Source organism: Streptomyces fragilis (assembly GCF_003112515.1).
GTDB classification, from domain to species: Bacteria; Actinomycetota; Actinomycetes; order Streptomycetales; family Streptomycetaceae; genus Streptomyces; species Streptomyces fragilis.
Map to the genome: position 1 here is coordinate 67392 of NZ_BEVZ01000007.1, position 23500 is coordinate 90891.

24 protein-coding genes and 1 pseudogene are annotated in these 23500 nt (G+C 73.3%); 10 read left to right on the forward strand and 15 right to left on the reverse strand.

Translation table 11 applies throughout. The annotated features are described in order from the left end of the window. Window positions 1-12: 12 nt before the first annotated feature. Window positions 13-561 carry an MOSC domain-containing protein gene (locus tag Sfr03f_RS23880; RefSeq protein WP_108956081.1) on the reverse strand — a complete coding sequence of 183 codons (549 nt, stop codon included), beginning with the start codon at window positions 559-561 and terminating at the stop codon, window positions 13-15. Between the two features lie 191 nt (window positions 562-752). On the opposite strand from Sfr03f_RS23880, the gene Sfr03f_RS23885 reads away from it, so the two are divergent. After that, window positions 753-1268, forward strand: a complete 516-nt coding sequence (locus Sfr03f_RS23885; RefSeq protein WP_108956082.1) for a hypothetical protein — start codon at window positions 753-755, stop codon at window positions 1266-1268. A 274-nt stretch (window positions 1269-1542) separates the two neighbouring features. Next, the gene (locus Sfr03f_RS23890) at window positions 1543-2397 is read left to right on the forward strand and encodes a class I SAM-dependent methyltransferase (protein ID WP_108956083.1); all 855 of its coding nucleotides are present in this window, start codon (window positions 1543-1545) and stop codon (window positions 2395-2397) included. A gap of 51 nt (window positions 2398-2448) precedes the next feature. Here Sfr03f_RS23890 and Sfr03f_RS23895 read toward each other — a convergent pair whose 3' ends face one another. The 4 genes from Sfr03f_RS23895 to Sfr03f_RS23910 all read right to left on the reverse strand — a co-directional run bounded on the left by Sfr03f_RS23895 (window position 2449) and on the right by Sfr03f_RS23910 (window position 6255). Next, window positions 2449-3312 (reverse strand): DUF1963 domain-containing protein, encoded by an 864-nt coding sequence (locus Sfr03f_RS23895; RefSeq protein ID WP_108956084.1) that lies wholly within the window; start codon window positions 3310-3312, stop codon window positions 2449-2451. Window positions 3313-3422: 110 nt separating this feature from the next. Continuing rightward, the gene (locus tag Sfr03f_RS23900; protein WP_108956085.1) at window positions 3423-4061 is read right to left on the reverse strand and encodes a DJ-1/PfpI family protein; all 639 of its coding nucleotides are present in this window, start codon (window positions 4059-4061) and stop codon (window positions 3423-3425) included. 2 nt (window positions 4062-4063) lie between these two features. Then, a complete protein-coding gene (locus Sfr03f_RS23905) occupies window positions 4064-5104 on the reverse strand; it encodes a GlxA family transcriptional regulator (RefSeq protein WP_108956086.1) in 1041 nt (346 codons plus the stop codon). A gap of 128 nt (window positions 5105-5232) precedes the next feature. Further along, window positions 5233-6255: an LLM class flavin-dependent oxidoreductase gene (locus Sfr03f_RS23910; protein WP_108956087.1), complete on the reverse strand. Its 1023-nt coding sequence runs from the start codon at window positions 6253-6255 to the stop codon at window positions 5233-5235. Window positions 6256-6371: 116 nt separating this feature from the next. Here Sfr03f_RS23910 and Sfr03f_RS23915 point away from each other — a divergent pair. Then, a pseudogene (locus tag Sfr03f_RS23915) lies at window positions 6372-6815 on the forward strand (DUF6314 family protein); the annotation flags it as partial. A gap of 113 nt (window positions 6816-6928) precedes the next feature. Here the strand turns inward: Sfr03f_RS23915 and Sfr03f_RS23920 are convergent. Together Sfr03f_RS23920 and Sfr03f_RS23925 are read right to left on the reverse strand one after the other, a co-directional pair. After that, window positions 6929-7522 carry a histidine phosphatase family protein gene (locus Sfr03f_RS23920; protein WP_108956088.1) on the reverse strand — a complete coding sequence of 198 codons (594 nt, stop codon included), beginning with the start codon at window positions 7520-7522 and terminating at the stop codon, window positions 6929-6931. 107 nt (window positions 7523-7629) lie between these two features. Beyond that, a complete protein-coding gene (locus Sfr03f_RS23925; RefSeq protein WP_108956089.1) occupies window positions 7630-8103 on the reverse strand; it encodes a GNAT family N-acetyltransferase in 474 nt (157 codons plus the stop codon). Between the two features lie 205 nt (window positions 8104-8308). Between Sfr03f_RS23925 and Sfr03f_RS23930 the strand changes: the two genes are divergently transcribed. Further along, window positions 8309-8533, forward strand: coding sequence for a DUF1918 domain-containing protein (locus Sfr03f_RS23930; protein WP_108956090.1), 225 nt, complete (start codon window positions 8309-8311; stop codon window positions 8531-8533). A gap of 103 nt (window positions 8534-8636) precedes the next feature. Here the strand turns inward: Sfr03f_RS23930 and Sfr03f_RS23935 are convergent, their stop codons facing one another. Further along, window positions 8637-9890 carry a glycoside hydrolase family 10-like protein gene (locus tag Sfr03f_RS23935; protein ID WP_108956091.1) on the reverse strand — a complete coding sequence of 418 codons (1254 nt, stop codon included), beginning with the start codon at window positions 9888-9890 and terminating at the stop codon, window positions 8637-8639. A gap of 180 nt (window positions 9891-10070) precedes the next feature. Between Sfr03f_RS23935 and Sfr03f_RS23940 the strand changes: the two genes are divergently transcribed. Then, window positions 10071-10931 carry a 3-hydroxybutyryl-CoA dehydrogenase gene (locus tag Sfr03f_RS23940; RefSeq protein ID WP_170145146.1) on the forward strand — a complete coding sequence of 287 codons (861 nt, stop codon included), beginning with the start codon at window positions 10071-10073 and terminating at the stop codon, window positions 10929-10931. 61 nt (window positions 10932-10992) lie between these two features. Here Sfr03f_RS23940 and Sfr03f_RS23945 read toward each other — a convergent pair whose 3' ends face one another. Continuing rightward, a complete protein-coding gene (locus Sfr03f_RS23945; RefSeq protein ID WP_108956093.1) occupies window positions 10993-13983 on the reverse strand; it encodes a trypsin-like peptidase domain-containing protein in 2991 nt (996 codons plus the stop codon). Between the two features lie 43 nt (window positions 13984-14026). Next, the gene (locus Sfr03f_RS23950) at window positions 14027-14338 is read right to left on the reverse strand and encodes a trypco2 family protein (protein WP_108956094.1); all 312 of its coding nucleotides are present in this window, start codon (window positions 14336-14338) and stop codon (window positions 14027-14029) included. 241 nt (window positions 14339-14579) lie between these two features. Here Sfr03f_RS23950 and Sfr03f_RS23955 point away from each other — a divergent pair, with 241 nt between their 5' ends. From Sfr03f_RS23955 to Sfr03f_RS31600, 3 genes are all read left to right on the forward strand, one after another. Beyond that, entirely contained in the window at window positions 14580-15155 is a 576-nt protein-coding gene (locus Sfr03f_RS23955) for a dihydrofolate reductase family protein (RefSeq protein ID WP_108956095.1), read from the forward strand. Window positions 15156-15431: 276 nt separating this feature from the next. Next, window positions 15432-15800, forward strand: coding sequence for a peptidase inhibitor family I36 protein (locus tag Sfr03f_RS23960; RefSeq protein WP_108956096.1), 369 nt, complete (start codon window positions 15432-15434; stop codon window positions 15798-15800). A 190-nt stretch (window positions 15801-15990) separates the two neighbouring features. Then, the gene (locus tag Sfr03f_RS31600; RefSeq protein WP_108956097.1) at window positions 15991-16371 is read left to right on the forward strand and encodes a hypothetical protein; all 381 of its coding nucleotides are present in this window, start codon (window positions 15991-15993) and stop codon (window positions 16369-16371) included. Window positions 16372-16380: 9 nt separating this feature from the next. Here Sfr03f_RS31600 and Sfr03f_RS23970 read toward each other — a convergent pair whose 3' ends face one another. After that, complete coding sequence (locus tag Sfr03f_RS23970; RefSeq protein WP_108956098.1) at window positions 16381-16848, reverse strand: MarR family winged helix-turn-helix transcriptional regulator; 468 nt, start codon at window positions 16846-16848, stop codon at window positions 16381-16383. A 150-nt stretch (window positions 16849-16998) separates the two neighbouring features. Between Sfr03f_RS23970 and Sfr03f_RS23975 the strand changes: the two genes are divergently transcribed. Further along, complete coding sequence (locus Sfr03f_RS23975) at window positions 16999-18441, forward strand: DHA2 family efflux MFS transporter permease subunit (RefSeq protein ID WP_108956099.1); 1443 nt, start codon at window positions 16999-17001, stop codon at window positions 18439-18441. A gap of 147 nt (window positions 18442-18588) precedes the next feature. Here Sfr03f_RS23975 and Sfr03f_RS23980 read toward each other — a convergent pair whose 3' ends face one another. The 4 genes from Sfr03f_RS23980 to Sfr03f_RS23995 all read right to left on the reverse strand — a co-directional run bounded on the left by Sfr03f_RS23980 (window position 18589) and on the right by Sfr03f_RS23995 (window position 22057). Continuing rightward, window positions 18589-19368 carry a class I SAM-dependent methyltransferase gene (locus Sfr03f_RS23980; protein ID WP_108956100.1) on the reverse strand — a complete coding sequence of 260 codons (780 nt, stop codon included), beginning with the start codon at window positions 19366-19368 and terminating at the stop codon, window positions 18589-18591. Window positions 19369-19528: 160 nt separating this feature from the next. After that, on the reverse strand, window positions 19529-19939 hold the full coding sequence (locus Sfr03f_RS23985) for a DUF7144 family membrane protein (RefSeq protein WP_245967730.1): 411 nt from the start codon (window positions 19937-19939) through the stop codon (window positions 19529-19531). A 151-nt stretch (window positions 19940-20090) separates the two neighbouring features. Continuing rightward, complete coding sequence (locus Sfr03f_RS23990) at window positions 20091-20567, reverse strand: gluconokinase (protein WP_245967731.1); 477 nt, start codon at window positions 20565-20567, stop codon at window positions 20091-20093. A 71-nt stretch (window positions 20568-20638) separates the two neighbouring features. Next, a complete protein-coding gene (locus Sfr03f_RS23995) occupies window positions 20639-22057 on the reverse strand; it encodes a glucose-6-phosphate dehydrogenase (protein WP_108956102.1) in 1419 nt (472 codons plus the stop codon). A gap of 277 nt (window positions 22058-22334) precedes the next feature. Here Sfr03f_RS23995 and Sfr03f_RS24000 point away from each other — a divergent pair, with 277 nt between their 5' ends. Then, window positions 22335-23384: a lactonase family protein gene (locus tag Sfr03f_RS24000; protein ID WP_108956103.1), complete on the forward strand. Its 1050-nt coding sequence runs from the start codon at window positions 22335-22337 to the stop codon at window positions 23382-23384. The last annotated feature ends 116 nt before the right edge of the window (window positions 23385-23500 follow it).

Consider the following 23500-nt stretch of genomic DNA (forward strand, 5'->3'; position numbering starts at 1 on the left):
GGGACCTCGGCGCTAGACGCGCTCCAGAGGGCGGTGCGGGAAGGGCGGGACCTCCACCTCGACGGCGTCGCCCGGGCGGACGGTGCCGGTGTGCCGTACCACGGCCATGACGCCCGCCTTGAACGTGAAGTCACCGGACGACGGGTCGATCGTGAACATCTCGCCCAGCAGCCCTTGGCGGAAGTCGTTGATCTTCGCGCACGGGTTGCGCAGGCCGGTCACCTCGACCACCGCGTCCTGTCCGAGGTGGAGCAGGGTGCCGGTCGGGAGGCCGAGGAGGTCGACGTCGCGGGTGGTGATGTTCTCGCCGAGCCCGCCGGCGGAGACGTCGAACCCCTTCAGCGCGAGCTCCGCGAAAAGCTCCTCGTGCATCAGGTGCACCTGACGGAGGTTGGGCAGGTCGGGCTCGTACGTCATGCGGAACTGGTGGCGGATGGTCCTCCCGGCGTGGACGTCGCCCTCCACCCCGAGACCTTCCAGAAGCGTGACGGACGGCTGGTTGGGTTTGCTGAACGCGTACTCCGGATTGCGGCTCACCGCGGTGACCCGGCCTTCGGTCATGGCGTGCCCCCACCTCTCGTCGGTCTGCGGCAGCCGATCATAGGGCGACGCGTGCACGTCCGCGAGGAAACCGCGATGACGGCAGTGGCATGATGACCGGCGGGCGGACGGGGGCCGCCGACGTGCCGCGTCACGGCAGGAACGGCAGCCCCCGGCATACCGTTCCGCGTCCATCGGGAGGAACCGCGGTCATGGATGGGGCAGTTACGGAGCGGGGCCAGGGCGGCCGTGCCACCGTGCGAGGCAGGGGCACGCGGCACCGTCTGCTGCTCGCGGCGGGCACCTTGACGGCCCTCACGGCGCTCGCGGGCTGCTCCGGCTCCGGGGACGGCCCCGTATGCACGTTGATCGGCATGGACTCCGGTGTCACCGTGGCATGGCGCACCGCCGACTTCCCCGACGACACCACGACGGTCCGGGTGTGTGTGAACGGCACATGCGAGGAGAGGCGGTCCGCCGAGGCGGAGGTTCCCGTGCTACGGGTCACCGTGCCGCTCCGGCAGGACATCGGCGGGAAGACGGTCACCGTGCGGTTGACGGTGACCGCGGGGAAGGACGAGCACGTCGTCACGACGGACGCCAGGCGGGTGAAGCTCACGGAGCAGCATCCCAACGGCGCCTCCTGCCCGCCCACCGCGTGGACGGCCACCCTGCGCGCCCACCCGTCGAAGGGGCTCATCTCCGCCAAGGGCCTCCCGCTGCGGTGACGTCGGCGAGGGGCGCGGCGGGAGGAATCCAGGCCGCGCCCCGGTGAGCTCCCGACCGGGCGTCATCCGTCGACGTCGAGGGCGGTTCCGTAGAGCCGGTCCGCCTTGAGCCTGAGCACCGCCTGGGCGACCATCCCGGTGATGGCCAGGCCCCCGCGCGACCATCCCGGTGACGCCCGCCCCCGGTCCGGCGCGGCTGCGCGTCCGCCGGACCGGGCGGTCCCCATCGTGGAGGCACGGCCAGGGAAGCCCGACCAGGAGGGTGAGACACCGCATGACGAACCCGAACACCGACGACGCGGCCGCGGCGGACCACGCGCTGAAGGCCAAGCACCGGGCGATGTGGGCGCAGGGCGACTACCCCTCGATCGCCGCCGAACTGATCGCCGGCATGGGCCCCCTGCTGGTGCAACGGAGCGGGGTGGGCCCCGGGCAGCGGGTGCTGGACGTCGCGGCGGGCACCGGCAACGCCTCGATCCCGGCCGCGCTGACCGGTGCGCAGGTCGTGGCGAGTGACCTGACGCCCGAGCTGCTGGAGGTCGGGCGCGCGCTGGCGGCCGAACGCGGCGTGGAGATCGAGTGGCGCGAGGCGGACGCGGAGCAACTGCCGTTCGGCGACGGCGAGTTCGACGTCGTGCTCTCCGTGGTGGGGGTCATGTTCGCGCCGCACCACCGCGCCGCCGCCGACGAACTGCTCCGCGTCTGCCGCCCGGGCGGCACGATCGGACTGATCGCGTGGACCCCGGAGGGCTTCCTGGGGCACATGCTGGCGGTGATGAAGCCGTTCATGCCGCCCCTGCCGCCGGGTGCGCAGCCGCCCCCGCTCTGGGGTACCGAGGAGCACGTCCGTGAGCTCCTCGGCGACCGGGTCGAGGAGCTGAGCGCCGAACGCCGCGAGCTGGTGGTCGACGCGTTCGCCTCCCCCGAGGAGTTCCGGGACTACTTCAAGCAGCGGTACGGACCGACCATCGCCGCCTACCGGGCCATCGGCGACGACCCGGACCGCACGGCCCAGCTCGACCGTGCCCTGGCCGACCTCGCTCGGGAGCACGACCGGGGTGAGGGCGACGGCGTCGTCATGGACTGGGAGTTCCTGCTGGTCACCGCGACCCGCGCCGCGGGCGCCTGAGAGGGCGCCGAGTCGTCGTCGGCCCTCGGGGCAGAGGTGCGTCGGCCCGGGTCACGGAGCGTCGAACACGGTCACGGTCAGCGCCTTGTCCCACCGAGCGGCGGCCAGGTCGTCGTGGCGGATCACGAACTTCGTGTAGTACTCCTCGTAGATCCGTCCCTGGTTGGCGAGCGGTATCCATTCGCTCGCCAACCGGACGGCGTCCTCCTCCGTACAGGCCGGCCATCCCCCCTTCGCGGAGGTCTTCACCGCGATGCCGCCGACCGTCTCCTCGTCGTCGGCGTACCCGCCGATGACGAGGTAGGCGCCTGACGACCAGAGGTCGTGGGCCAGGGACCGGAGTTCGTCCAGGTGCGGCAGTTCGCGCTCCATGTAGCGGGCCAACCGCTGCTGGAAGGGCGACATGTCGTCCCGTTCGAGATCCTCCCAGAACTCGTGCCAGTCCTCGTCGCCCTCCTCGAGCCAGAGGGGCAGCTCGGCTTCGAGCTCCGCGCGGACGTCGATCCGTTCACCGGCGCACGCGGGATGCGGAGGCTCCGCGAGCACGGTGTCGGTGCCGACCGGTACGTACACGACCCGCGCGTACTGCCCCGGACCGGCCCACGGTTCGTCGAAGTCCATCTCCTGGTGCACGAAGAACGGCAGCGTCCCGTCCGCCGGCAGGTCGAAGCCCTCGATCCTCGGCAGCGCGCCGCAGTCGACGGAGAGCAGCAACGGCAACGGGACGTCCCCGGCGGACGGCCACGTCATGCCCACCGGCAGCCGCGGCACCCCACCGATGTGCCCGACCGGAGGCCCCTCGCCTCTCCCGGACAGTCCGATCGCCAGACGAAGGTGCCGGCTGAACCTGCTGATCTCGTCGTCCGGGATGCCCAACTCGAGTGCTGCCCGGCGGAATTCGCCCTGATGATCCATGCCCGAGAAGATAGACCGGTGCCCCGTCGCAGCGGACACCGGTGACCTCGTTGGAGGACGGCCGGGGTGAGGTCGGCCGGTGCGCCAAGTCGCTTGACCCGCCTGTCGGTTCAGCCCGTGACGATCAGGTTGCTGGCCCTCAGCGCCTCCACCATCTCGGGCGGGGCGTCCGCCGTCGAGCCGGTCGCGTAGGGCGGCTCGGGCGCGTACTCGATGACCAGCTGGATCGACTCGGCGACCCGCGGGCCCGCGGCCAGACCTGCCAGGTGGAGCGCCAGGTCGATCCCGGCCGAGACCCCGGCCGACGTGGCGTACGTGCCGTCGACGACGATCCGCTCGTCGCCGACGGGGGTCGCGCCGAACGCCTCCAGCATGTCGAGACAGATCCAGTGCGAGGTGGCCCGGCGGCCGGTGAGCAGACCGGCCGCGGCCAGCAGGAGCGAGCCGGAGCAGACGGACGTGGTCCAGGTGGTGCCCGCGTCGACCTCGCGGATCCAGTCCAGCGTGGGCCCGTCCTCGAGCAGGGCCGCGCAGCCGGGGCCGCCGGGGACGAGGAGCACGTCCGGGTCGGTCACCTCGGCGAACCCGGCGTCCGCGGTGAGGGCGAGGCTGCCCATGTCGGTGCGCACGGGGCCGGGCCGGGCGGCGGTGAAGACGACCTCCGCACCGGGGACGCGGGACAGGACCTCGTAGGGCCCGACCGCGTCCAGCGCGGTGAGTTGGTCGTACAGCAGGACGGCGATCTTCATGCTCATCGGTTACCTCCGTGGGTGCGTCGGGCGGGTGCTGAAGCTGGCGCGTGGGTGGTGCTTGCGGGGGCGGCGGTGCGCGCGGCGGGCGACGGCCGGAAGCGGCGCCGGTACTCGGCCGGCGGCACGGACAGCGCGCGGACGAAGGCCCGCCGCATCGCCTCGGGGGTGCCGTAGCCGCAGGCGCGGGCGATCTCCTCGACGCCGTCCTCGGTGTCCTCCAGGCGGCGGCGCGCGGTCTCCAGGCGGGCGGCGTCCACGTACCGTCCGGGCGTCATGCCGACCTCGGCGGCGAAGGACCGCGCGAAGTGGCGCGGTGACAGGGCGGCGCGGCGGGCCAGCGCCTCGACGCTCAGGTCGTCGTCCGGATGCTCGGCGATCCAGCTCTGCACCTCCCGCAACGGATGCCGCTGCGCGAGCTGTGCGGCGAGCTGGGTGCTGAACTGGGCCTGGTCGCCCGGCCGTCGGAGGAACACCACCAAGTGCCGGGCCACCGTCAGCGCGACGTCCCGGCCGAGGTCCTCCTCGACCAGCGCGAGGGCGAGGTCGATCCCGGCGGTGACTCCGGCCGAGGTGGCGACATTGCCGTCCCGCACGAAGATCGGCTCGGCGGCCACCTCGGTGTCCGGGAAGCGGCGCGCGAGGGTGTCGCAGTACGCCCAATGGGTGGTGGCCCGCCGCCCGGTCAGCAGACCGGCCTCGGCCAGCAGGAACGCGCCGGTGCAGACGGACACGATCCGCTCCGCCCCGGCCGCCAGTTCCCGGATCCCGCGCACCACCGCCGGGTCGGGTTCGGCGGTCCCCGCGCCGCCCGGCACCACCAGCGTGTGCGGAGGCCCGGCGTCGGCCAGGTCGGTGTCCGGCAGCAGGCGCAGCCCGCTCGACGTCCGCACCGGTCCGCCGCCCGGACCGGCGGTCCACACCCGGTAGGCGTCCGGCCGCCCGACGGCTTCAGCGGCCCCGGTGAAGACCTCCAGGGGGCCGGTGACGTCGAGGCTCTGCACTCCGTCGTGGAGCACGACGAGCACGCTGCGCTTCCTCATGCCTACGAGCGTGGCAGCGGCCGGTCATGGCGGCAACGACGGGTTTCCCACCTTTCCTGCCACGCTCCCCGACCGCCGCGCTCCACCTCGACGGGCCGCCCGGTCACGGGCGGTCGGGCCACGTCTTGTCAGCGCCAGCCCAGGGCCGGGGCGACGTGGGTGAGGACGGCGTCCAGGACGTGGGCGTTGTAGTCGACGCCCAGCTGGTTCGGGACCGTGAGCAGCAGCGTGTCGGCGGCGGCGATCGCCTCGTCCTTCGCCAGCTGCTCGGCCAGGACGTCCGGCTCGGCGGCGTAGGAGCGCCCGAACACGGCCCGCGTCTTGGGGTCGATGTTGCCGAAGTGGTCCTCGGAGTCGGTCTCCCTGCCGAAGTAGGCACGGTCGCGGTCGTCGACCAGCGGGAACACCGAGCGGCTGACCGAGACGCGCGGCTCACGCCCGTGCCCGGCCTCCTTCCACGCCTCCCGGTACGCCTCGATCTGCTTGCGCTGCTGGACGTGCAGGGGCTCGCCGCTCTCGTCGTCCTTGAGGGTGGAGCTCTGCAGGTTCATGCCCAGCTTGGCGGCCCAGACGGCGGTGGCGTTGGAGCCGGAACCCCACCAGAGCCGTTCCCGCAGGCCTTCGGAGTGCGGCTCCAGGCGGAGCAGCCCGGGCGGGTTGGGGAACATGGGACGCGGGTTGGGCCGGGCGAAGCCCTTGCCCTTGAGCACCTCGAGCAGGACCTCGGTGTGATTGCGCGCCATGTCGGCGTCGTCGCCGCCCTCCGGCGGCTGGTAGCCGAAATAGCGCCAGCCGTCGATCACCTGTTCCGGTGAACCGCGGCTGAGACCGAGCTGGAGCCGGCCGCCGGATATCAGGTCGGCGGCGCCCGCGTCCTCCGCCATGTACATGGGGTTCTCGTAGCGCATGTCGATCACGCCGGTGCCGATCTCGATCCGGCTGGTGCGCGCGCCGATCGCCGCGAGCAGCGGGAAAGGGGAGGCGTACTGCTGGGCGAAGTGGTGCACGCGGAAGTACGCGCCGTCCACGCCCACCTCCTCGGCGGCGACGGCGAGGTCGATCGCCTGGAGCAGCGCGTCGGAGGCGGTCCGGGTCCGCGAGTGCGGGGTGTCCGACCAGTGCCCGAAGGAGAGGAAGCCGATCTTCTTCATATGTTGTTCAACGCTTCCGGGGCGGGTTCATTCCGTCGTGGAGCAGCGGCGATGATGGCTGCGGGCGGGAGCGGACCGCCCGAGGAGCCGAAGGCGGGAAGGGGAGGCGGCGAGCCGTGCCGGAGGAGTTCCACCCGGTGCCGGACCTGTGGGCGTACCTGCCCGGGACCTGGCGCACCGAGCGCACCGTGCGCGATCTGGCCACCGGGGACGAGGGCCGGTTCCGCGGGACGACCGTGTTCGAGCCGTCTCCGGGGCCGGAGGGCGGGCTGGTGCAGCGGGAGGACGGCGACTTCGTGTGGCAGGGCGTCTCCCGTCCGGCCGGCCGCACGTTGCGGCTGCTGCCCGGGAGCACCCCCGGCTCGGCGGACGTGCGGTTCGCCGACGGACGGGAGTTCCACGCGTTGGACCTGTCGACGGGACGGTTCGTCGCCCCGCACCCCTGCGCCGCCGACCTGTACGAGGGCGAGTTCACGGTGCTGGACGCAGACCGGTGGCGCACGGTGTGGCGGGTGCGGGGGCCGGCGAAGGACCTGGTCCTCACCACGGAATACGTGCGGGAGACGGCGGAGCCCCGGTCCCCCCGGGAGACGGCGGAGCCCCGGTCCCCCCGGGAGACGGCGGAGCCCCGGTCCGCCCGGGAGGCGGCGGGGACCCGCGAGGGCGGCGCCGGTCAGGCCCGCACCGGCGGCGCGTAGGGCACGTCCAGGCGGAGGGTCCAGCGGCCGGGGCGGCCCAGGACGGTGACCGCCGAGAGCGGGCGGACGTCGACGTTCCAGTAGACGGACGGCGGCGCCTTGAGGGCGTAGGTGAGCGCCGCCCGGATCACCCCGGGTTCCGCGACGGCGATGATGGTGGCCCCGTCGTCCGAGGGCCGGGTGTCGAGCCAGCCTCCGACGCGGGTGATGAACGCGAGCAGCGACTCCCCGCCGTGCGGCGCGGAGCGCGGGTCGGCGAGCCAGGCGTCGACGGCCTGCGGCTCGCGGGCCATCGCCTCGGCGAGGGTCATGCCGCGCCACCGTCCCATGTCGCAGTCGCGAAGGGCGGGCTGCACCATCGGGACGTAGCCCAGCAGGTCCCCGGTGGCCCGGCTGCGCGGGGTGGGCGAGCAGTAGCGCAGGTCGGCGGCGGCCAGCGGCGCCAGGCCCGGGACGACGCGCTGGATCCCCTCCCAGCCCTCCCGGTCCAGCGGGCTGTCGTCGTCGAAGCGCTCGGCGATCGGGCGGGTGCTGCTCGCGGCTGCAACGAAGGTGACCCGAACATGCATGCGGTGATGGTCGACCCGCGGGGAGGGCGGGTCAAGAGGGCCGACCCCGGCCGGTAACCCGCCCGGTGGCCCTCCTGTGCGGCCGGGTACCGGTGTGCGCCCGGTGTTCAGTGGAGCTGCAGCGCCATCCAGTCGTCCGGCCGCGCGAGGGGCTCGAAGCCGAGGCGGGTGTAGACGTCGTGGGCGTCGTGGGTGGCGAGCATGATGCGGCGCAGCCCGAGGCCGCTCAGCTCCTCGCGCACCCGGGCCACCATGGCGGTGCCCAGGCCCTTGCCCCGCACCTCCGGGTCGACGTAGACGTCGCAGAGCCAGGCGAAGGTGGCCCGGTCGGTGACCGCGCGGGCGTAGGCGGCCTGGGCCCCGGTGACGACGTCGTACATCCCGAAGTTCATCGAGCCGGCCATCGCCGCGTCCTGCTTCTCCCGGGAGCGGCCGAGCGCCCAGTAGGCGTCGGTGGACAGCCACCGGTGCACCCGGCCGGCGTCCACGCGGGCCGGATCGGCGGAGAACTCGTATCCCTGCGGCAGGGACGGCAGGGGCGGGAGGGGCGGGAGGGGCGGCAAGGCCGGCGGAAGCGTCATGGCGGGAGGCTTCCACGGGCCCTCGAGCGGCCGCAACGCGATATGGGACGCGGGACGGCCACCGCCCGGACGCCGGCCCGACCGGCCGGCACCCCACCCGGCCCGCTGCCCCTGCCGGACCCGCGTTCCGCTCGTAGACTCGGACGAGGGGGCTCCCGGGAACGTATCGCTGGACGAGACGACCACTGGACGAGGAGGCCCGCCGATGTACGCACGTGTGGGAGACCGGCTGCTGACCCACGGAAGGGTGGTCGGAGCGGCCGACCGGACGGCCGAGGTGATCGAGGTGCTCGGCCCGGAGGGTTCCCCGCCCTACCGGGTGCGGCTGGACGACGGCAACGAGGCGATGGTCTGGCCCGGCCCGGACACCGAGGTGAAGCACCTGACCACCGGTCGGGGCGTCACCGACAGCGGCGGCCACCGCCTGTAGCGAGGCCCCGGCCCGCGCGGACGACGCCACCGGACGACACCACCGGAGACGCGCCTGAACGCGGCGCCGCCGGACGACACCACTGGACGACCCGCCCGGACGCTCAGCCGCCGTAGTGGTCCGCGACGACCCGGGCCATGGCGCCGCTCGGGTCGGCCGCGACCTCCTTGGCGGAGAAGAACACGTGACCCCCCACCTCGGGCAGCGCGGCCGCGAGCTCGAGGTGGCGGGACAGTTCGCGCGTGTTCTGCCAGGCGGCGGCCTGCTTCGGGTCGCCCGCCTTGTAGAGCGCCTCGCCGAGGTACAGGGCGGTGCCGGAGCCGCGTGCGGTGTCCGCCCACCACTCGGCGAGCACCGCGTAGTCCGCCGCGCTCTGCCCGATGTGCCAGTACAGCTGCGGCACCACGTAGTCGATCCAGCCGCCGCGCACCCACTTGCGGGTGTCGGCGTACAGGTCGTCGTACGTCTGCACGCCGCCGCGGGTGTCGGAACCGCGCCGGTCCGTGGAGGCGTTGCGCCAGACGCCGAACGGGCTGATCCCGAACCGCGTCCCCGGACGGGCGGCGCGGATCCGCGCGGCGGTCTCCTTGACCAGCAGGTCGACGTTGTTGCGGCGCCAGGCGGCGCGGGAGGGGAACGCGGCCCCGTGCGCCTTGTGGGCGGCCGCGTCGCCGAAGGTCTGTCCCGCCACCGGGTACGGGTAGAAGTAGTCGTCGAAGTGGACCGCGTCGACCGGGTACCGCTTCACGGCGTCGAGGACGGCGTCCTGCACGAAGGCGCGGACCTCCGGCAGGCCCGGGTTGTAGTACAGCTTGCCGCCGTAGGGCACCACCCAGTCCGGGTGCCTGCGCGCGGGGTGCCCGGCGACCAGGCGGGACGGCTGGGTGTGCGCGGCCACCCGGAAGGGGTTGAACCAGGCGTGCAGCTCGAGCCCGCGGGCATGCGCCTCGGTCACGGCGGTGCCCAGCGGGTCCCAGCCGGGGTTCTTGCCCTGGGTGCCGGTGAGGTAGGCGGACCAGGGCTCGTACCGGGACGGCCAGAAGGCGTCCGCGGTGGGCCTGACCTGGAAGATCACGGTGTTCAGCCGCCGCCGCACCGCGGCGTCCAGGTACCGCAGCAGTTCGTCGCGCTGGCGGGCGGCGCTCAGTCCGGGGCGCGAGGGCCAGTCCCGGTTGCCCACGGTGGCCAGCCACATCCCGCGCATCGCCCCGGCCGGCGCCCCGCCACCGCCGCCCGCGCGCGCGGGGCCGGTCACGGCCGAGCCTCCGGCCGCCGGCGCGGCGGCGCCCGTGGCCAGCAGGGCGGGCATCGCCGTGACGGCGACGGTGGCGAACGTCCGCCGGGAGAGTCCTGCCATCGGATGTGACCCCTCACGTTTCGCGGCTGCCCGGCCACGGGCAGTACCGCTGGGACAGCGGCCACCCAGCATGCCCCACCCGAATGATCGATCGTCGGAGCCGCGAAGGTAACGTGCTCGATCGGAGCAGGCGCCGACCGACGGCACCCTGTCCGACCCGATGATCACGAAAGGGACGATGTGAGCGACATCGAACGCGTGGGAGTGGTGGGCTCCGGCCAGATGGGAGCCGGTATCGCCGAGGTCTGCGCCCGCGCCGGTCTGGACGTGAAGGTCGCCGAGGCGACCGGCGAGGCCCTGGAGATCGGACGCACCCGGGTCTTCACCTCTCTCCAGCGGGCGGTGGAGCGGGGCAAGCTCACCGAGGAGGAGCGCGAGGCCACCGAGGCGCGCCTGGACTTCACCACGGACCTCGGCGAGTTCCACGACCGCGACCTGGTCATCGAGGCCGTCGTGGAGAACGAGCAGGTCAAGACGGAGATCTTCCAGGTCCTCGACCAGGTGGTCACCCGCCCGGACGCCATCCTGGCCTCCAACACCTCCTCGATCCCGCTGGTGAAGCTGGCGGTCGCCACCTCGCGGCCCGACCAGGTGGTGGGCATCCACTTCTTCAACCCGGCGCCGGTGCAGCAGCTCGTCGAACTGATCCCCGCGCTGACCACCTCCGAGGGCACCCTCAGCCGCGCGCAGCTGTTCGCCGAGAAGGCGCTCGGCAAGCACTCCATCCGCGCCCAAGACCGCTCCGGCTTCGTGGTCAACGCGCTGCTGATCCCCTACCTCCTGTCGGCGATCCGGATGTTCGAGTCCGGCATCGCCAGCCGTGAGGACATCGACAACGGCATGGAGATGGGCTGCGCCCACCCGATGGGCCCCCTCAAACTCGCCGACCTGATCGGCCTGGACACGGTGGCCTCGGTCGCCTACTCCATGTACGAGGAGTACAAGGAGCCCCTGTACGCCGCCCCGCCGCTGCTCCAGCGCATGGTCGACGCGGGCCGGCTCGGCCGCAAGACGGGGTCGGGGTTCTACACCTACGGCTGACGTCGTCCGACCGCGCGCCCGGGGGCTCCCAGCTGCACCCGCAGCTCGGAGCCCTCCCACGTCACCACGCGCCGCCGGCCCTGAGGTGCTCCGCCTCCTGGAGGAGCCAGGACGCGGTGATCACCTCGGCGTTGCCGGTGAGGGCGCCGGCTGCCCGCGTCAGAGCCGTGGCCGCCGTTCCCGGCTCGGACCGGCCCATCGCGCGCGCCGCCTCCGCCAGGTCCACCGCGGCGGCGCGTTCCGCCGCGCCGGCGATCTGGAGGGTGGCCGAGGCCCGCTCGGCGGACTCGGCGCTGCGGTCCCAGTCGCCGGCCTTCCAGTGCGCCCAGGCCAGGTTGCAGAGACAGACTCCCTCGGCCCGCGGATTCTCCATGAGGGAGGCTTCCCGCAGGGCGTCCTCGAGAGCGGCCCGCGCTTCGTCCGTGCGCCGGAGGGCGAGGAGGGCAAGCCCTTGGGCGTTGAGCGCGTAGGCGATCGCTTCCTGGCTGCCCGCCGCCCGGTACGCCTCGGCGGCGCGGGCTCCGGAGCGCACCGTTTCCTCCCAGCGGCCGAGCGTCAGCAGGGCGATCGTGCGGGCGTTCCAGGCTCGTGCGTCCGTCAGGGGCTGACCCGTCCGGGAGGCGACGGCGCCCAGTTCGTCCGCGGCGGCCAGTGCCTCCTCGCCCCTGTGGAGGTAACTGAGGGTCAGGCTGAGCGAGAGGAGGGCATGGATCTCGGTCTCCGTGTCGCCGCTGCGGCGAGCGAGTGCGCTCGCCTCCGACAGTGGCTCGACGGAGTCCTCCGGCCTGCCCAACTGCCGGTAGGTGTCGCCCAGTCCGAACACGGCGCTCTGCAGCGCCACCGGGTCGTCGAGCCGTCGGGCCAGCTCCGCTCCCTGGCGGAAGAGGTCCAGCGCCTGTTCCATGGGTCCGCCGCTGAGGCGTGCGTGGCCGTAGGCGATCAGGTGGGTGAGGCGCGCCCGGTCGTCGTGCACCAGCCCGTCGATCACTGCGTGGAAGGAGAGGGCGGTGAGGACCGACCCCTTCCACACCATCCATTCGCTGATCTCTCCGAGGACCATGGCGGCGTCGTCGTGATCGCCTGCGCGGACGAGGTGCAGGAACTGGCGCCGCAACGGCTCGAGGTCGTCCAGGGTGCGCCAGGCGGGGGCGGGCATCGCGGCGTTGGCGTACCAGTCGGCGATCCGGCGCTCGGTGGTGCGTCGTCCTGACGGGCCGTCCAGTGGCATGCCGGCATAGGCGAGATCGGCGTCCATCGGGTGGAGCGAGAAGGTGCGGGTGGCCCGGTGGGCGGAGACCAGCCGCACGTGGAGCAGTTTGCTGAGTGCCAGTCCGAGATCCACCTCGGGGTCGATCCGGGACACGATCTCCTCGAGAGCACCGCGGGACACCGGGGTGCGGAGGGCGGCGAGCACCTGGAGCACGGTGCGGCTCGGTCCGTCGAGGCGGCGGTACCGGTCGTGGGCCAGCGCTTCGACCACGTTCTCGCGCTGGACGAAGTCCTCCAGGACCTGGTGCAGGGTCGGGAGTTCGATGCTCTGGTCGGCCAGCGCGCCCACCATGAGCTCGAGTGCCCGCGGCACGCCGTGCACACGGACGGAGGCGCTCAGCAGCTCCTCGTCGGAGAGCTCGGCGAGGCCGAGGGCACCGTCGCGGTCCAGTTCCCGCAGCAGTTCCACGGCCTCGTCCGCTCCCAGGCCTTCGGTCAGCTCGACCTGTGCGGCGAATCTCCGCAGCTCGGGCTTGAGTCGCACGGGTATCTGGGTGGTGATCAGCAGGCGTGGGGCCGTCCCGGTGCGGAACAGACAGTCGAGGAAGACGGCGATCTCCTCGTCGGTGATGTCTCCCTCGTCGGTCAGGAGATCCTCGAAGTTGTCCATGAGGATGACGACCAGGCGGTCGCCGAGCGCCTCGAACAGTTCCTGGACCTTGTCCGGGACGGGAAGACCGCTCGCCCAGACACTCTCCAGGTGTCTTCGGACGTCGGCGGGCAGCAGTCGGGCGCAGTCGAAGAAGAGGCGCTCCAGCGAGATGCCGGAGGTGCGCGTGCTGAGGTTGACCAAGCCGGAGACGACGGGGATCCGGGTACGGCCGGGCCATGCCCCGCGGTCGAGTTGTTCCATCAGCTTGGCCGCGAGCGCGCTCTTGCCCATGCCGCGCCGTCCGACGACAGAAACCATGCGGATGGTGGGGTCGGCCAGGTGCCAGCCGGCGCGGGCCAGTTGTTCCGTACGGTTCTTGAAGAGCTCGATGCCGTGGGCCACGGGAAGGCCGATGACTCTTTTCCGTGGGCGCTCCGAGCCCGCGTTCTGCTCGTCCCCGGCGACGTGCGGGGTATCCGGGGTGCGGACGAGCGGCAGGTCGGTCGGGGCCTCGACGCCGAGAAGTCCGGCCAGGGCCGTGGCGGCGGCGGTGTCGGCCTGGCGGAGGGCGGTGTCGATGCGGACGGCAGTCAGCCTGCCCGACCCCTCCCAGCGATGGTGTTCGGCGATCACACCGACGATCGCGTCACCGGCCCAGAGAGCGGCGCCCGACATCCCCGCCCAGGGGGACGACCTGGGATCGGGGTCCCCGCCCGCGGGGGCGACGGTGATCTCCAGTGTCCCGGTACGGAGGTTGGAGAGCGCCGCGACGGTTCCGTCCGCCTGATGGAGTTCGCGGAACGCCCCGCCTCCGGGCCTCCTGCGCTGCTTCCAGAGCGGGAATCCGGCGGCGTGGACGGGAACGACGGCGTGCCGCTCCTCCGGGACACGGGCGAAGCGGGCGGGCTCCACCGGATCACCACCGGCCGGGCGTTCGAGGGTGAGCACGGCCAGGTCGGTGGCGGGGTCGGCCCAGGACACCTGGGCGGTGGCCGACCACTCCCCGGGGCGGTCCGCGTCGCAGCGGACGGTCACCTCCGTGGCGTCCGAGACCACGTGCGCCGCGGTGAGGACGCACGCTCCGGTGACGCGGTATCCCGACCCCCGACGCCTGCCGTCGGGGGTCGCCACGATGATCTCCGCGATGCGCCGCGGCTCGATGCCCGCGGTGGACCGATGTGCTGTGCTCATCGACGGCTCTCTTTCGCCTTCCCGGCTTCCGCGGGGACGGATGTCAGTACTCGTCGAGGAGTTCGCGACCGGATATCAGCGTGGGCTGATCCGGGCGGTCGGTTCGGACGGGGCGCAACGTGAGGTTGATGCGCTGGGTGAGGGCCGTCGCGCGTCGGGCGGACGCTCCGACCTCGAAGACCCAGAACTTCAACTGGGCGCCGGGCTCGCGGCTCCGCTCCACTCCGACGCTCACCTCGAGTTCGATCTGTTCGGCTTCGAAGCGCAGGTCCGCACCTTCGCCCTCGGCCATGGCGCGGCTCAGTTCGCGTCGCAACTGAGCGATCATCTGCGACAGTTCGACGGCATCGTCCACCTGGTGCTCCCCCGTTCGATCTCCCGTGCCGAGCATATCCGGAGCCCGGACGAGGTGAAGGGGCCCCGGCCGGGGCCCGGACGCTGCTCCCTCCGCACCCTGCCGTTCGGGTGGTCGCCGCCAAGCCGGCGGGCATGGCGGTGCGTTCCGCGGGGCCGCCGGGTCGAGGGTGGGGGACGGTTCGACGCAGGGTCCCACCTGGCCCGGTCCCCCACGGCCGGCACCATCCGAGGAGGACGGCATGACCGCCACCTACACCTTCGACGTCTTCATGAGCCTGGACGGCTTCGGCGCCGCCGGCGGCGACTGGACCGGCTACTGGGGCAAGCAGGGACCGGAGCTGCTGGAACACCGCCTGGGGCTGTACGAGGCGGAGCAGCGGATGGTGCTGGGGGCGAACACCTACCGGCTGTTCGCCCGGATGCTCGCGGAGAGCACGGAGGACTCCGACGTGCGCGACCCGTGGGTGACCAGGATGAGGAACCTGCCCCTGACGGTGGTGTCGACGACGCTGGCCGAGCCCCTCGACTGGCCGGACGCCGCCGTGGTGGGCGGCGACGCGGTCGAGGTGGTCGCCCGGCTGAAGGAGGAGTCGGACGTGCCCCTGCGCTCGCACGGCAGCCTGTCCATGAACCGGGCCTTGCTGGCCGCCGGGCTGGTGGACCGGCTGCAGGTGACGCTCTTCCCCGTCGTGACGGGCCGGACGGGGCTGGACCCGATCTTCGCGGGCGCCGAGGGCTTCGACCTGGAGCTGCTGGAGAGCCGGACCCTGGACGGGCGCATCCAGGAGCTGGTCTACCGGCCCACTCTGCACTGACCTGGCCTGACCGGAGCCCCGGGTGGCCGGTGAGGTCCGCCGTCCGGTGCCAGGTCCGGACCGCACGGTAGAGGCCCTCTCGTCTGCGGGCACATGTCGTAGTACCTGCCGCCGTGGCCGGTTCCGAAACGATCGGGTTGGCCATGGGAGCGCCAACGTGCGGGCCCTTTCGGGGAATTGTGAGCATCCTCATCCCTGCGAACCGCATGCGCGCGGGGACCGTCCTACGACCCGATGCCTTCAAGAAGCGAACGCTGAAGAACGGGAAGGACCCTCATGAAACTCACGCTCAAGGCCGCGGCGGTAGCGGCAGCCATCGCCTCGACCGTCGTCCTGGCGGCCCCGGGAACCGCCTCGGCCGACCCCAAGGACGGCTTCGTCGCGGGGAAGATCTACCTCTTCGACGGCCACAACAACACCGGTGACGTGCTGCAGCTCGAACCGGCGGACATCCTCAACATCGGCTGGGCGTGGAACGACCGGGCCAGTTCGGTGTGGAACCTCAGCAACGATCAGGTCTGCATCTGGACCGACATCGACCACCGCGGCTACTACTTCAGCATCCCGGCGGGCGCGAAGCAGGAACTGCTGTTCCTCTACGACAACGCGGTGTCCTCCATCTCGGTCAGCGGCTGCGGAGGCTGAGCCGGCCGATCGACCGCCCCCGCCGTCCGTCCGCGCTTCGAGGGGACGGCGGGATGCGGCCGCCCGCCCCTCCGCGTTCCGGCGGGCGCCCGGCCCTTCTGCCGTAGCCGGTCCGATTCCGCTCGACCTGGCATCGAGGACCGTGAGTTCCGGCAACGGTTCGCGCGCGAGGTGGCGGCCGCCCGGGCGCGTGAACGAGGTGTTCACCGCAGGCGTGGTGGACGCGGATCCAGGGGCGGACCCGCCGTGGCTGGCCCCCGCCTACGTGCCGGGTGTCTCGCTGGACACCGCCGTCGCCCTGACGGCGGGCGGCGCCTCGGGGACCGGCACCGCCACCGGGGTGTTCGCGTTCTACCCGGCGCCCTCCAACGCCCAGGTGCCGCGCGGGTCGTCGGTGGCGGGGACCTTCGAGAACGGGGTGCTCACGTTGCGGGCGACCCACCGGATCGAGCAGCCGCCGGGCTGTCTCACGGTCGCCCTCCAGGCCGCGTGCGACCCTTCGGCCCCCGGCCATCCGGACGGACGGGTCCACGGGGCCAACCGCACGACCTTCTCGGCCGACCGGGCCTGAACACCGCTCTCACCTGCGAGGGCCGGGACCGTCCTGGTCGGCGGTGGCGACGGTGTCGCGGATGCGGCCCAGCAGGGTGCGCAGGGTGGTGCGGTCCTCGGAGGTGAGGGCGCCGGTGGCGGCACGCAGGGCCTCGCGGTCCATCGCCTCGGCCTCCTGGTGGCAGGCACGGCCCGCGTCGGTGAGGGCGAGCAGGTGGGCGCGGCGGTCCGTGGGGTGCGGGAGGCGGACGACCAGACCGTCGCGCTCCAGGGCGTCGACGACGCTGGTGGCCGTGCGGGCGGCGACGCCGAGCATGTCGCTGAGGTCGCGCATGCGCATCGGCTCGGCGGCGTGGGCGAGGAACCGCAGGGCGCGCAACTGGGCGACGGTGGTGCCCTTCTCGGCCAGCCTGCTGTCGACGAAGAGCCGCAGACGGTGGGTCGTCGCGAACAACTCGTCGATCAGCGGGTCACTGCTGCCCGGGACGTTCCTCACCTTGATGCTCCTGTGCTCGTGGCGGTCGGCGACTTACGCCCCCGTTCCTACCGCACACGCGGGGCGGGAGCGGGCCCGGTGGCCCGGATCGGTCCGAGCTCCACCGGAACGGGATGTACTGAGGCTACACATACTGAGTATACTCAGCACATGCCCGTTCGCCCGCTGCGCCTCGACCAGCGCATAGTCGTCCCCGTCGTCTGTGTGGTCACCGCGTTCATGTCCATCGTGGACGGAGCCGGCACCACCGTCGCCCTGCCCTCCATCGGACGTGACTTCGGACTCGCCACCGCGGGTCTCGACGCCGTCGTCGTGGTCTACCCCGTCTGTGTGGGCCTCGCCGTTCCCCTGTCGGCCTGGCTCGGCGACCGCTTCGGCGGACGCCGCACCGTCCTGACGGCCTTCGCCGTCTTCACCGCCGCCTCCGGACTCTGCGGCGTGGCCGGGTCACTGGGCGAACTCGTCCTGTGGCGCGCCCTCCAGGGTCTCGCCGCCGGCATCCTGCTGCCGGTCACCGGAGCCCTGCTGTACCGCACCTTCAGCCTGTCCGAGCAGGTGAAGGTCTCCCGCTACATGATCATCCCGCAGCAGGTGGCGCCCGCCCTGGCCCCGATGGGCGCGGGCTGGCTGGTCGACAACATGACCTGGCGCTGGGTCTTCTACGCCAACCTGCCGATCGGTGTCGCCGTCCTCGTCTTCGGCCTGCTCTTCCTCGAGGAGCACCGCGACCACGTCCCCGGCCGCCTGGACGTGCCCGGCCTGGTCCTGACGGCCTTCGGCACCGCCGGGCTGATGTTCGGCGTCAGCGAGGCCGCCGAGATGGGCTGGAGCAGCGTGCCGGTGCTGGCCGGCCTGGTCGGCGGCGCGGTGCTGCTGACGGCGGCCGTGGCGGTGGAGCTGCGGGTGCCCGAACCGGCCCTGCGGGTGCGGTTGTTCACCGACCGCCTGTTCCGCGACACCAACATCGTCGCCTTCCTCGGCTTCACCGCGTTCATGGGCGGGATGTTCGTCGGCCCGCTCTTCCTGCAGCAGGGGCTGGGGCTGAGCGCGTGGGTGTCCGGGTCCAGCACCTTCTCGGAGGCGTTCGGCGTGCTGCTCACCATGCAGCTCGTCACGCCGCTCTACGCCCGGATCGGTCCGCGCCGGCTCGTCGGCTACGGGCTGCTCGGCGTGGCGCTGGTGCTGGTCGCCTTCTCCCGGCTGGACGCGGACTCCTCGCTGTGGACGTTCCGCGCGCTGATGTTCCTGCTGGGGGCGGCGATGGGCGGGGTGTTCATGCCCACCACTGTCGCCTCGTTCACCGGCATCGGGAAGGCGGACGTCTCCCATGCCGCGACCCTGAACACGGTGGTCCGGCAGGCGGCCGGCGCGACCGCCCCCGCGGTGGCGACCGTGGTCCTGGCCTCGGCCGCCGCGGTCGGCACCGGGGCCGACACCCACCCGCCGGTCTCCGCCTTCCAGCAGGCGTACCTGGTGCTCGCGGTGATCTCCGCGGTCGCCGCCGTCTTCGCCTTCACGATGCCGGACCGCGCCGCGCGGATCGCCGCCTCGGACCGGGCCGCCGCCGCGCGGCGGGAGTCCGTGGACGCCTGACCCCGGGCCGCGGCCCCCGCCGGCCACGGATGCCACCGGGGCCGCCGGGGCCGCGGCCCCACTCCGGGGCCGCGGCTGCCGACGCGGTCGCGGGCCCTCGGCTCAGGTGGCCCCGAAGGTCACGCCCGCGTGCCCCGGCGCCGGTGCTCACACCTTGCGCACCCGCAGCACGCCGGTCAGCAGCGGGAGGGTGAACTCCCCGTGGGCGGTCTCCGGCCGGCTCGTGAGGAAGGCGTGGACGCGGTCCAGCAGCGCCCGCCGTTCCTCGTCCGGCATGACCAGGACTCCGGCGCGGGTCCCGAGGGTCGCGACGAGGGAGGCCGCGGTGCGGGTCTGCCCGTGCGGGAAGAGCTCCTGTTCCGGCGAGCCGAAGCACGCGGGGCCGCCGCCGGCGGGCAGGTGCATCGCGGCCGTCCCGGCGCGCCAGCTGCCGGGGGTGTCGCGCGGGCCGATGGCCGCGCTGCCGCTGACGCGGGCGAGTCCGGCGACCCAGTCGACCGCGTCGTCCATGGTGTTCCACAGGCCGGCCAGCACGCCGCCGGGGGCCAGGACCCTGGCGATCTCGGGGCCGGCGACGGCCATGTCGAACCAGTGCATGGCGTTGCCGGCCACCACGGCGTCCACCGAGCCGTCCGGCAGCGGGATCGCCTCGGCGCTGCCGGGCAGGGCGCGCACGCCGGGCAGGGCGCGGCGCAGTTCGGCCAGCATCGCCGGGTCGGGCTCCACCGCGACCACGTCGGCGCCGAGCCGGGACAGGGTGGCGGTCAGCTTGCCGGTGCCGGCTCCGAGATCGAGTACGCGCGCTCCGGGGGCGGGCTCGAGGGCCCAGCGCACGGCGGCGTGGGCGTAGTCGGGGCGGTGCTCGGCGTAGGCGGTCGCGGCCGCGCCGAAGGAGGAGGCGTGCGTCGCCTTCGTCTCACTGTCCATCCGTGCACGCTAGCGTCACCGCTCCCGGGCGGCCACCGTGCGTCACCGGGTCAGGAGCCTGCCGGGTGCGGCACGTCACCGGGTCAGGAGCCTCACCGGGTCGTACACGTCACCGGGTCAAGGGCCTCACCGGGTCAGGGGCGCGAGGTCGGGCCGACGGTCAGACGGCGAGCCTGGCGAGGGTCCACAGGACCATCAGGTCCAGGACCATCACGGCGATGCACCAGACCGGGTAGTAGGGGATGAACATGAACTGGGTGACCAGGCTGACCGCGGCGAGCGCCAGGCCGGCCGGGCGGCCCCAGGGGACGCCGCGCAGGAGCGCGATCCCTCCGATCAGCAGCGCGACGCCGATGACGAGGTGGATCCAGCCCCAGGCCGTGAGGTCGAACCGGTACTCGTAGTGCAGCGGCGTGCCGAAGAGGCGGTCGCGGGCGATGCCCGTGATGCCCTGGAGGACGCTGAGCGCACCGCTGAGGACCAGGCCGATGCCGGCGAACTGGTTGGGGGTCTCCGGACGGTCGTCGGCCCGCGTCCTGTCGTGTCGCACCTCACCGGGGATGCCCGCCATGGCTGTCACCTTTCGTCCTGGTGCTTGAACCGGCGGCGGCGTTTTCCGCCACCTTCACAGCCTGGGTCGGGCGTGGGCCGGGGGCGAGCGCACCGGACCCGTCCGGGTGACGGTCCGTCGGCCGCCCGGGGCGTCCCGCGCGGAGCGCGGCTCAGTTCCACCCGGCCTCCGTGACCGCCTCGGCGGCCCGCCGGGTGATCTCCTCGGGCGGCGGCGAGGCGTCCAGGGTGGCGCCCCGCTCGTCGGGCTGGAGCGGCTCGAGGACGGCGAGCTGGGAGTCGAGCAGGGTCTCCGGCATGAAGTGCCCGGTGCGGCCGTGGAGCCGGGCCTCGAGGAGCGCGCGCTCGGCGGTGAGGTGGAGGAAGAACGCGGACGGGCAGGAGGAGCGCAGCGCGTCGCGGTAGCGCCGGCGCAGGGCGGAGCAGGACACCACTCCCCCGCTGCCGTCGGCGTCGTGGTCGTCGAGCCAGCGCCCCACGGTCTCCAGCCAGGAGCGGCGGTCGTGGTCGTCGAGGGGGACGCCGGAGGACATCTTGCGGATGTTGGCGGGCGGGTGGAAGTCGTCCGCCTCGGCGAAGGGCAGGCCGAGCCGCTCCGCGAGGAGCCGGGCGACCGTGGACTTGCCCACGCCGGACACCCCGATGACCACCACGCACGGGCGCCGGTCGCCGGGGCGGGGGCGGGCTCCGCCGGGAAGGGTCACTGCGGGAGCACCGCGTCCTGGTGGAGGAGATCCTCCCGTCGCTCGGGAGTGTGGCGGCGCGGCGGCCCGTCGGAGCCGGCCGGGTACTCCTCCAGCGGCACCAGGCCCCGCTCCCAGGCCGACAGCACCGGTTCGACGACCCGCCAGGACTCCTCGGCCTCGTCGCCGCGGATGGAGAGGGCGGGGTCGCCGCGCAGCACGTCCAGCAGCAGCCGGCCGTAGGCGGGCAGGGCGGGCGGGTCCATCCGGGCGCTGAGCGAGACCTGCGTGAGCTTCTTCACCTGGGAGCCGACGACGTTGAGGTCCAGGCTCAGGCTCTCCGGGTCGAGACCGAAGCGCAGGACGTTGGGCCGGACGTCCTCGTCCTGCGCGAACGGCAGGTGGGGGACGGGCCGGAAGCGTACCGCGACCTCCATGCGGTCACGGCCGAGGCCCTTGCCGGTGCGCAGCCGGAATCTGGTGCCCGCCCAGCGCCAGCTGTCGAGCTCCAGCTCGACCTCGGCGAAGGTCTCCGTCCGTCGTCCCGCGTCCACCCCGTCCTCGTCGGTGTAGGCGGGCACGTCGTGGTCGCCGGCGCGCCCGGCGGCGTAGCGGGCCCGGCGGGTGCGGTGGACGACGTCGGCGTCGGTCAGGCGGCGCACCGAGCGCAGCACGTCCACCTTCCGGTCGCGCAGGTCCCGCTCGCCGAGGGTCAGCGGTGGCTCCATGGCGACCAGGCAGAGGATCTGCAGCAGGTGGTTCTGGATCATGTCCTTGAGCGCGCCGACGTGGTCGTAGTAGCCGGCCCTGCCCTCCAGGGCGAGGGTCTCGTCCCAGACGATGTCCACCTCGGCGATGTGGGTGCTGTTCCAGATCGGTTCCATGACCCGGTTGGCGAGCCTGCTGCCGAGCAGGTTCTGCACGGTGGTCATGGCCAGGAAGTGGTCCACGCGGAACACCGCCTGCTCGGGCAGCACGTCGGCGAGGAGCCGGTTGAGCTCCTCGGCGTCCCGCAGGCTCTCGCCGAACGGCTTCTCCGTCACGATGCGGCTGCCGTGGGGCAGTTCCGCCTCGTGCAGGGCGGTCACCGTCGCGGCGAAGAGCGCGGGGGGCAGCGCCAGGTAGACGGCGACGGGATCGTCGCCGGCGACGACGGCGGCCACCTCGGCGGGGTCGGTGACGTCGACCTTGCGGTAGCCGCAGGCGGCCGTGACGGCGCGCACGGCGTCGTGGGGCAGGTCGGCGCCGTGGCGTTCGAGCTGGGCGGCGGCCCACCGGCGGTACCGTTCGCCGTCCCAGTCCTCCCTGCTGCCGGCGGTCAGGGTGAACCGGTCGTCGATGTGCCCGGCGGCGTGGAGGGCGGCCAGGGCCGGCAGGAGGTAGCGACCGGTCAGGTCGCCGGTGCCGCCGAGGACGACGAGTCGCCGGATGTTCATCGCCTGCCGCCCGTCCCGCGTGCCGTGCGCCGTCCGGGGCCGGCGCCGGCGCGGACCCCGGTGCGGCTGAACGTCAGGGGGAAGTTGCCCATGATTGCTCCGGTCGTCCGGTCGGCCGCGCGGGCGACCCTCCCGTCCCCGCCCGGGCTTCTCCTCCTCACCCTCACCGAGGCCGCGGCGGACCGCAATCGGGCTCCGCGGTGATTGATGCGTTCAGGGCATCTCGCGGGGTGGATCCTTCGCGCGGTGCGCGGGGGCGGCTCCTAGTCTGATCATCATGACGAGCACAGGCGCGCAGAGAGCTTTCATCGGTTCGTTCACGACGAGCGGCGGGCGGGGCATCGTCCAGGCCACCGTGGATCCCGGCACCGGGGCGCTGACCCCGACGGACGCCGTCGCCACCGTGCCCAACCCGTCGTACCTGGCCCTCGGGCGGGGGGCGGGCGGACCGGTCCTGTACTGCGTGTCGGAGACGGCCGAGGGGGCGGTGGCCGCCTACGACGTCTCCGGGGCCGCGCCGGAGCCGATCGGCCGCCCGGTGCCGGTGCGGGGAGCCGATCCGACGCATCTGGCCGTGGCCGGCCGTCACCTGGTGACGGCCAACTACAGCTCCGGCAGCGTGACGGCGCTCCCGCTGGCCGCGGACGGCGCCCCGGGCGCCCCGAGCGGGCAGCTGGGCAACGAGGGGTCAGGCCCGGACGCCGACCGTCAGGAGGGTCCGCACGCCCACCAGGTGGTGGTGCCCGACGCGTCGGGCCGCTGGGTGCTGAGCGTCGACCTGGGCACCGACGAGGTGCGGGTCTGCGAGCTGGACGCCGCCTCCGGGGAGCTGCGCCTGCACGCGGCGCTGCGGCTGCCGCCCGGCACGGGCCCGCGCCACCTGGCCGTCCACCCCCGCGGCACGCACGTGTACGTGCTCGGCGAGCTGCGTCCGGTGGTCACCGTGTGCCGGTGGGACGGTGCGGGCGGGGAGCTGCGGGCGGTCGGCGAGTACCCGCTGTTCCCGGACGGCACGGACGCGCACGTCCAGCCGTCCGCGCCGGTCGTCTCCCTCGACGGGCGGCGGCTGTGGGCGGCGGTCCGCGGCACGGACACCATCGTGGTCCTGGCGGTCTCGGAGGACGGGGAGGGCCTGGAGGTCCTCACGTCGGTCCCGTGCGGCGGGAGTTGGCCGCGCGACCTGGTGCTGCACCCCTCGGGCGGCCGGCTGTACGCGGCCAACGAGCGGTCGGGGGACGTGACCTGGTTCGACCTCGACGAGGACGGCGTCCCGCGGCGGGCCGGGTCGCTCGACCTGCCCGCGCCCTCCAGCGTCCTGTTCGTCTGAGGCCGCGCCCCCGGCACACGCCCGGACGGCGCGGAAGCCTGGCGGCTTGTCCCGGCGGCGTGGCCCGACTGCGCGGCCCGGCGGCGCGGCCCGACTGCTCGGCCGATCTGTATTAC

Excerpts from the sequence above, each read along its gene's own strand:
- Sfr03f_RS23945 (WP_108956093.1), bottom strand. The coding sequence starts at position 13,983 with ATGAGCACAGCACATCGGTCCACCGCGGGCATCGAGCCGCGGCGCATC.
- Sfr03f_RS23960 (WP_108956096.1), top strand. The coding sequence starts at position 15,432 with ATGAAACTCACGCTCAAGGCCGCGGCGGTAGCGGCAGCCATCGCCTCG.
- Sfr03f_RS23925 (WP_108956089.1), bottom strand. The coding sequence starts at position 8,103 with ATGACGCTTCCGCCGGCCTTGCCGCCCCTCCCGCCCCTCCCGCCCCTG.
- Sfr03f_RS23895 (WP_108956084.1), bottom strand. The coding sequence starts at position 3,312 with ATGGATCATCAGGGCGAATTCCGCCGGGCAGCACTCGAGTTGGGCATC.
- Sfr03f_RS23955 (WP_108956095.1), top strand. The coding sequence starts at position 14,580 with ATGACCGCCACCTACACCTTCGACGTCTTCATGAGCCTGGACGGCTTC.
- Sfr03f_RS23900 (WP_108956085.1), bottom strand. The coding sequence starts at position 4,061 with ATGAAGATCGCCGTCCTGCTGTACGACCAACTCACCGCGCTGGACGCG.
- Sfr03f_RS23910 (WP_108956087.1), bottom strand. The coding sequence starts at position 6,255 with ATGAAGAAGATCGGCTTCCTCTCCTTCGGGCACTGGTCGGACACCCCG.
- Sfr03f_RS23890 (WP_108956083.1), top strand. The coding sequence starts at position 1,543 with ATGACGAACCCGAACACCGACGACGCGGCCGCGGCGGACCACGCGCTG.
- Sfr03f_RS23995 (WP_108956102.1), bottom strand. The coding sequence starts at position 22,057 with ATGAACATCCGGCGACTCGTCGTCCTCGGCGGCACCGGCGACCTGACC.
- Sfr03f_RS23935 (WP_108956091.1), bottom strand. The coding sequence starts at position 9,890 with ATGGCAGGACTCTCCCGGCGGACGTTCGCCACCGTCGCCGTCACGGCG.
- Sfr03f_RS23920 (WP_108956088.1), bottom strand. The coding sequence starts at position 7,522 with ATGCATGTTCGGGTCACCTTCGTTGCAGCCGCGAGCAGCACCCGCCCG.
- Sfr03f_RS23980 (WP_108956100.1), bottom strand. The coding sequence starts at position 19,368 with ATGGACAGTGAGACGAAGGCGACGCACGCCTCCTCCTTCGGCGCGGCC.
- Sfr03f_RS23880 (WP_108956081.1), bottom strand. The coding sequence starts at position 561 with ATGACCGAAGGCCGGGTCACCGCGGTGAGCCGCAATCCGGAGTACGCG.
- Sfr03f_RS23930 (WP_108956090.1), top strand. The coding sequence starts at position 8,309 with ATGTACGCACGTGTGGGAGACCGGCTGCTGACCCACGGAAGGGTGGTC.
- Sfr03f_RS23975 (WP_108956099.1), top strand. The coding sequence starts at position 16,999 with ATGCCCGTTCGCCCGCTGCGCCTCGACCAGCGCATAGTCGTCCCCGTC.
- Sfr03f_RS23985 (WP_245967730.1), bottom strand. The coding sequence starts at position 19,939 with ATGGCGGGCATCCCCGGTGAGGTGCGACACGACAGGACGCGGGCCGAC.
- Sfr03f_RS24000 (WP_108956103.1), top strand. The coding sequence starts at position 22,335 with ATGACGAGCACAGGCGCGCAGAGAGCTTTCATCGGTTCGTTCACGACG.
- Sfr03f_RS23885 (WP_108956082.1), top strand. The coding sequence starts at position 753 with ATGGATGGGGCAGTTACGGAGCGGGGCCAGGGCGGCCGTGCCACCGTG.
- Sfr03f_RS23905 (WP_108956086.1), bottom strand. The coding sequence starts at position 5,104 with ATGAGGAAGCGCAGCGTGCTCGTCGTGCTCCACGACGGAGTGCAGAGC.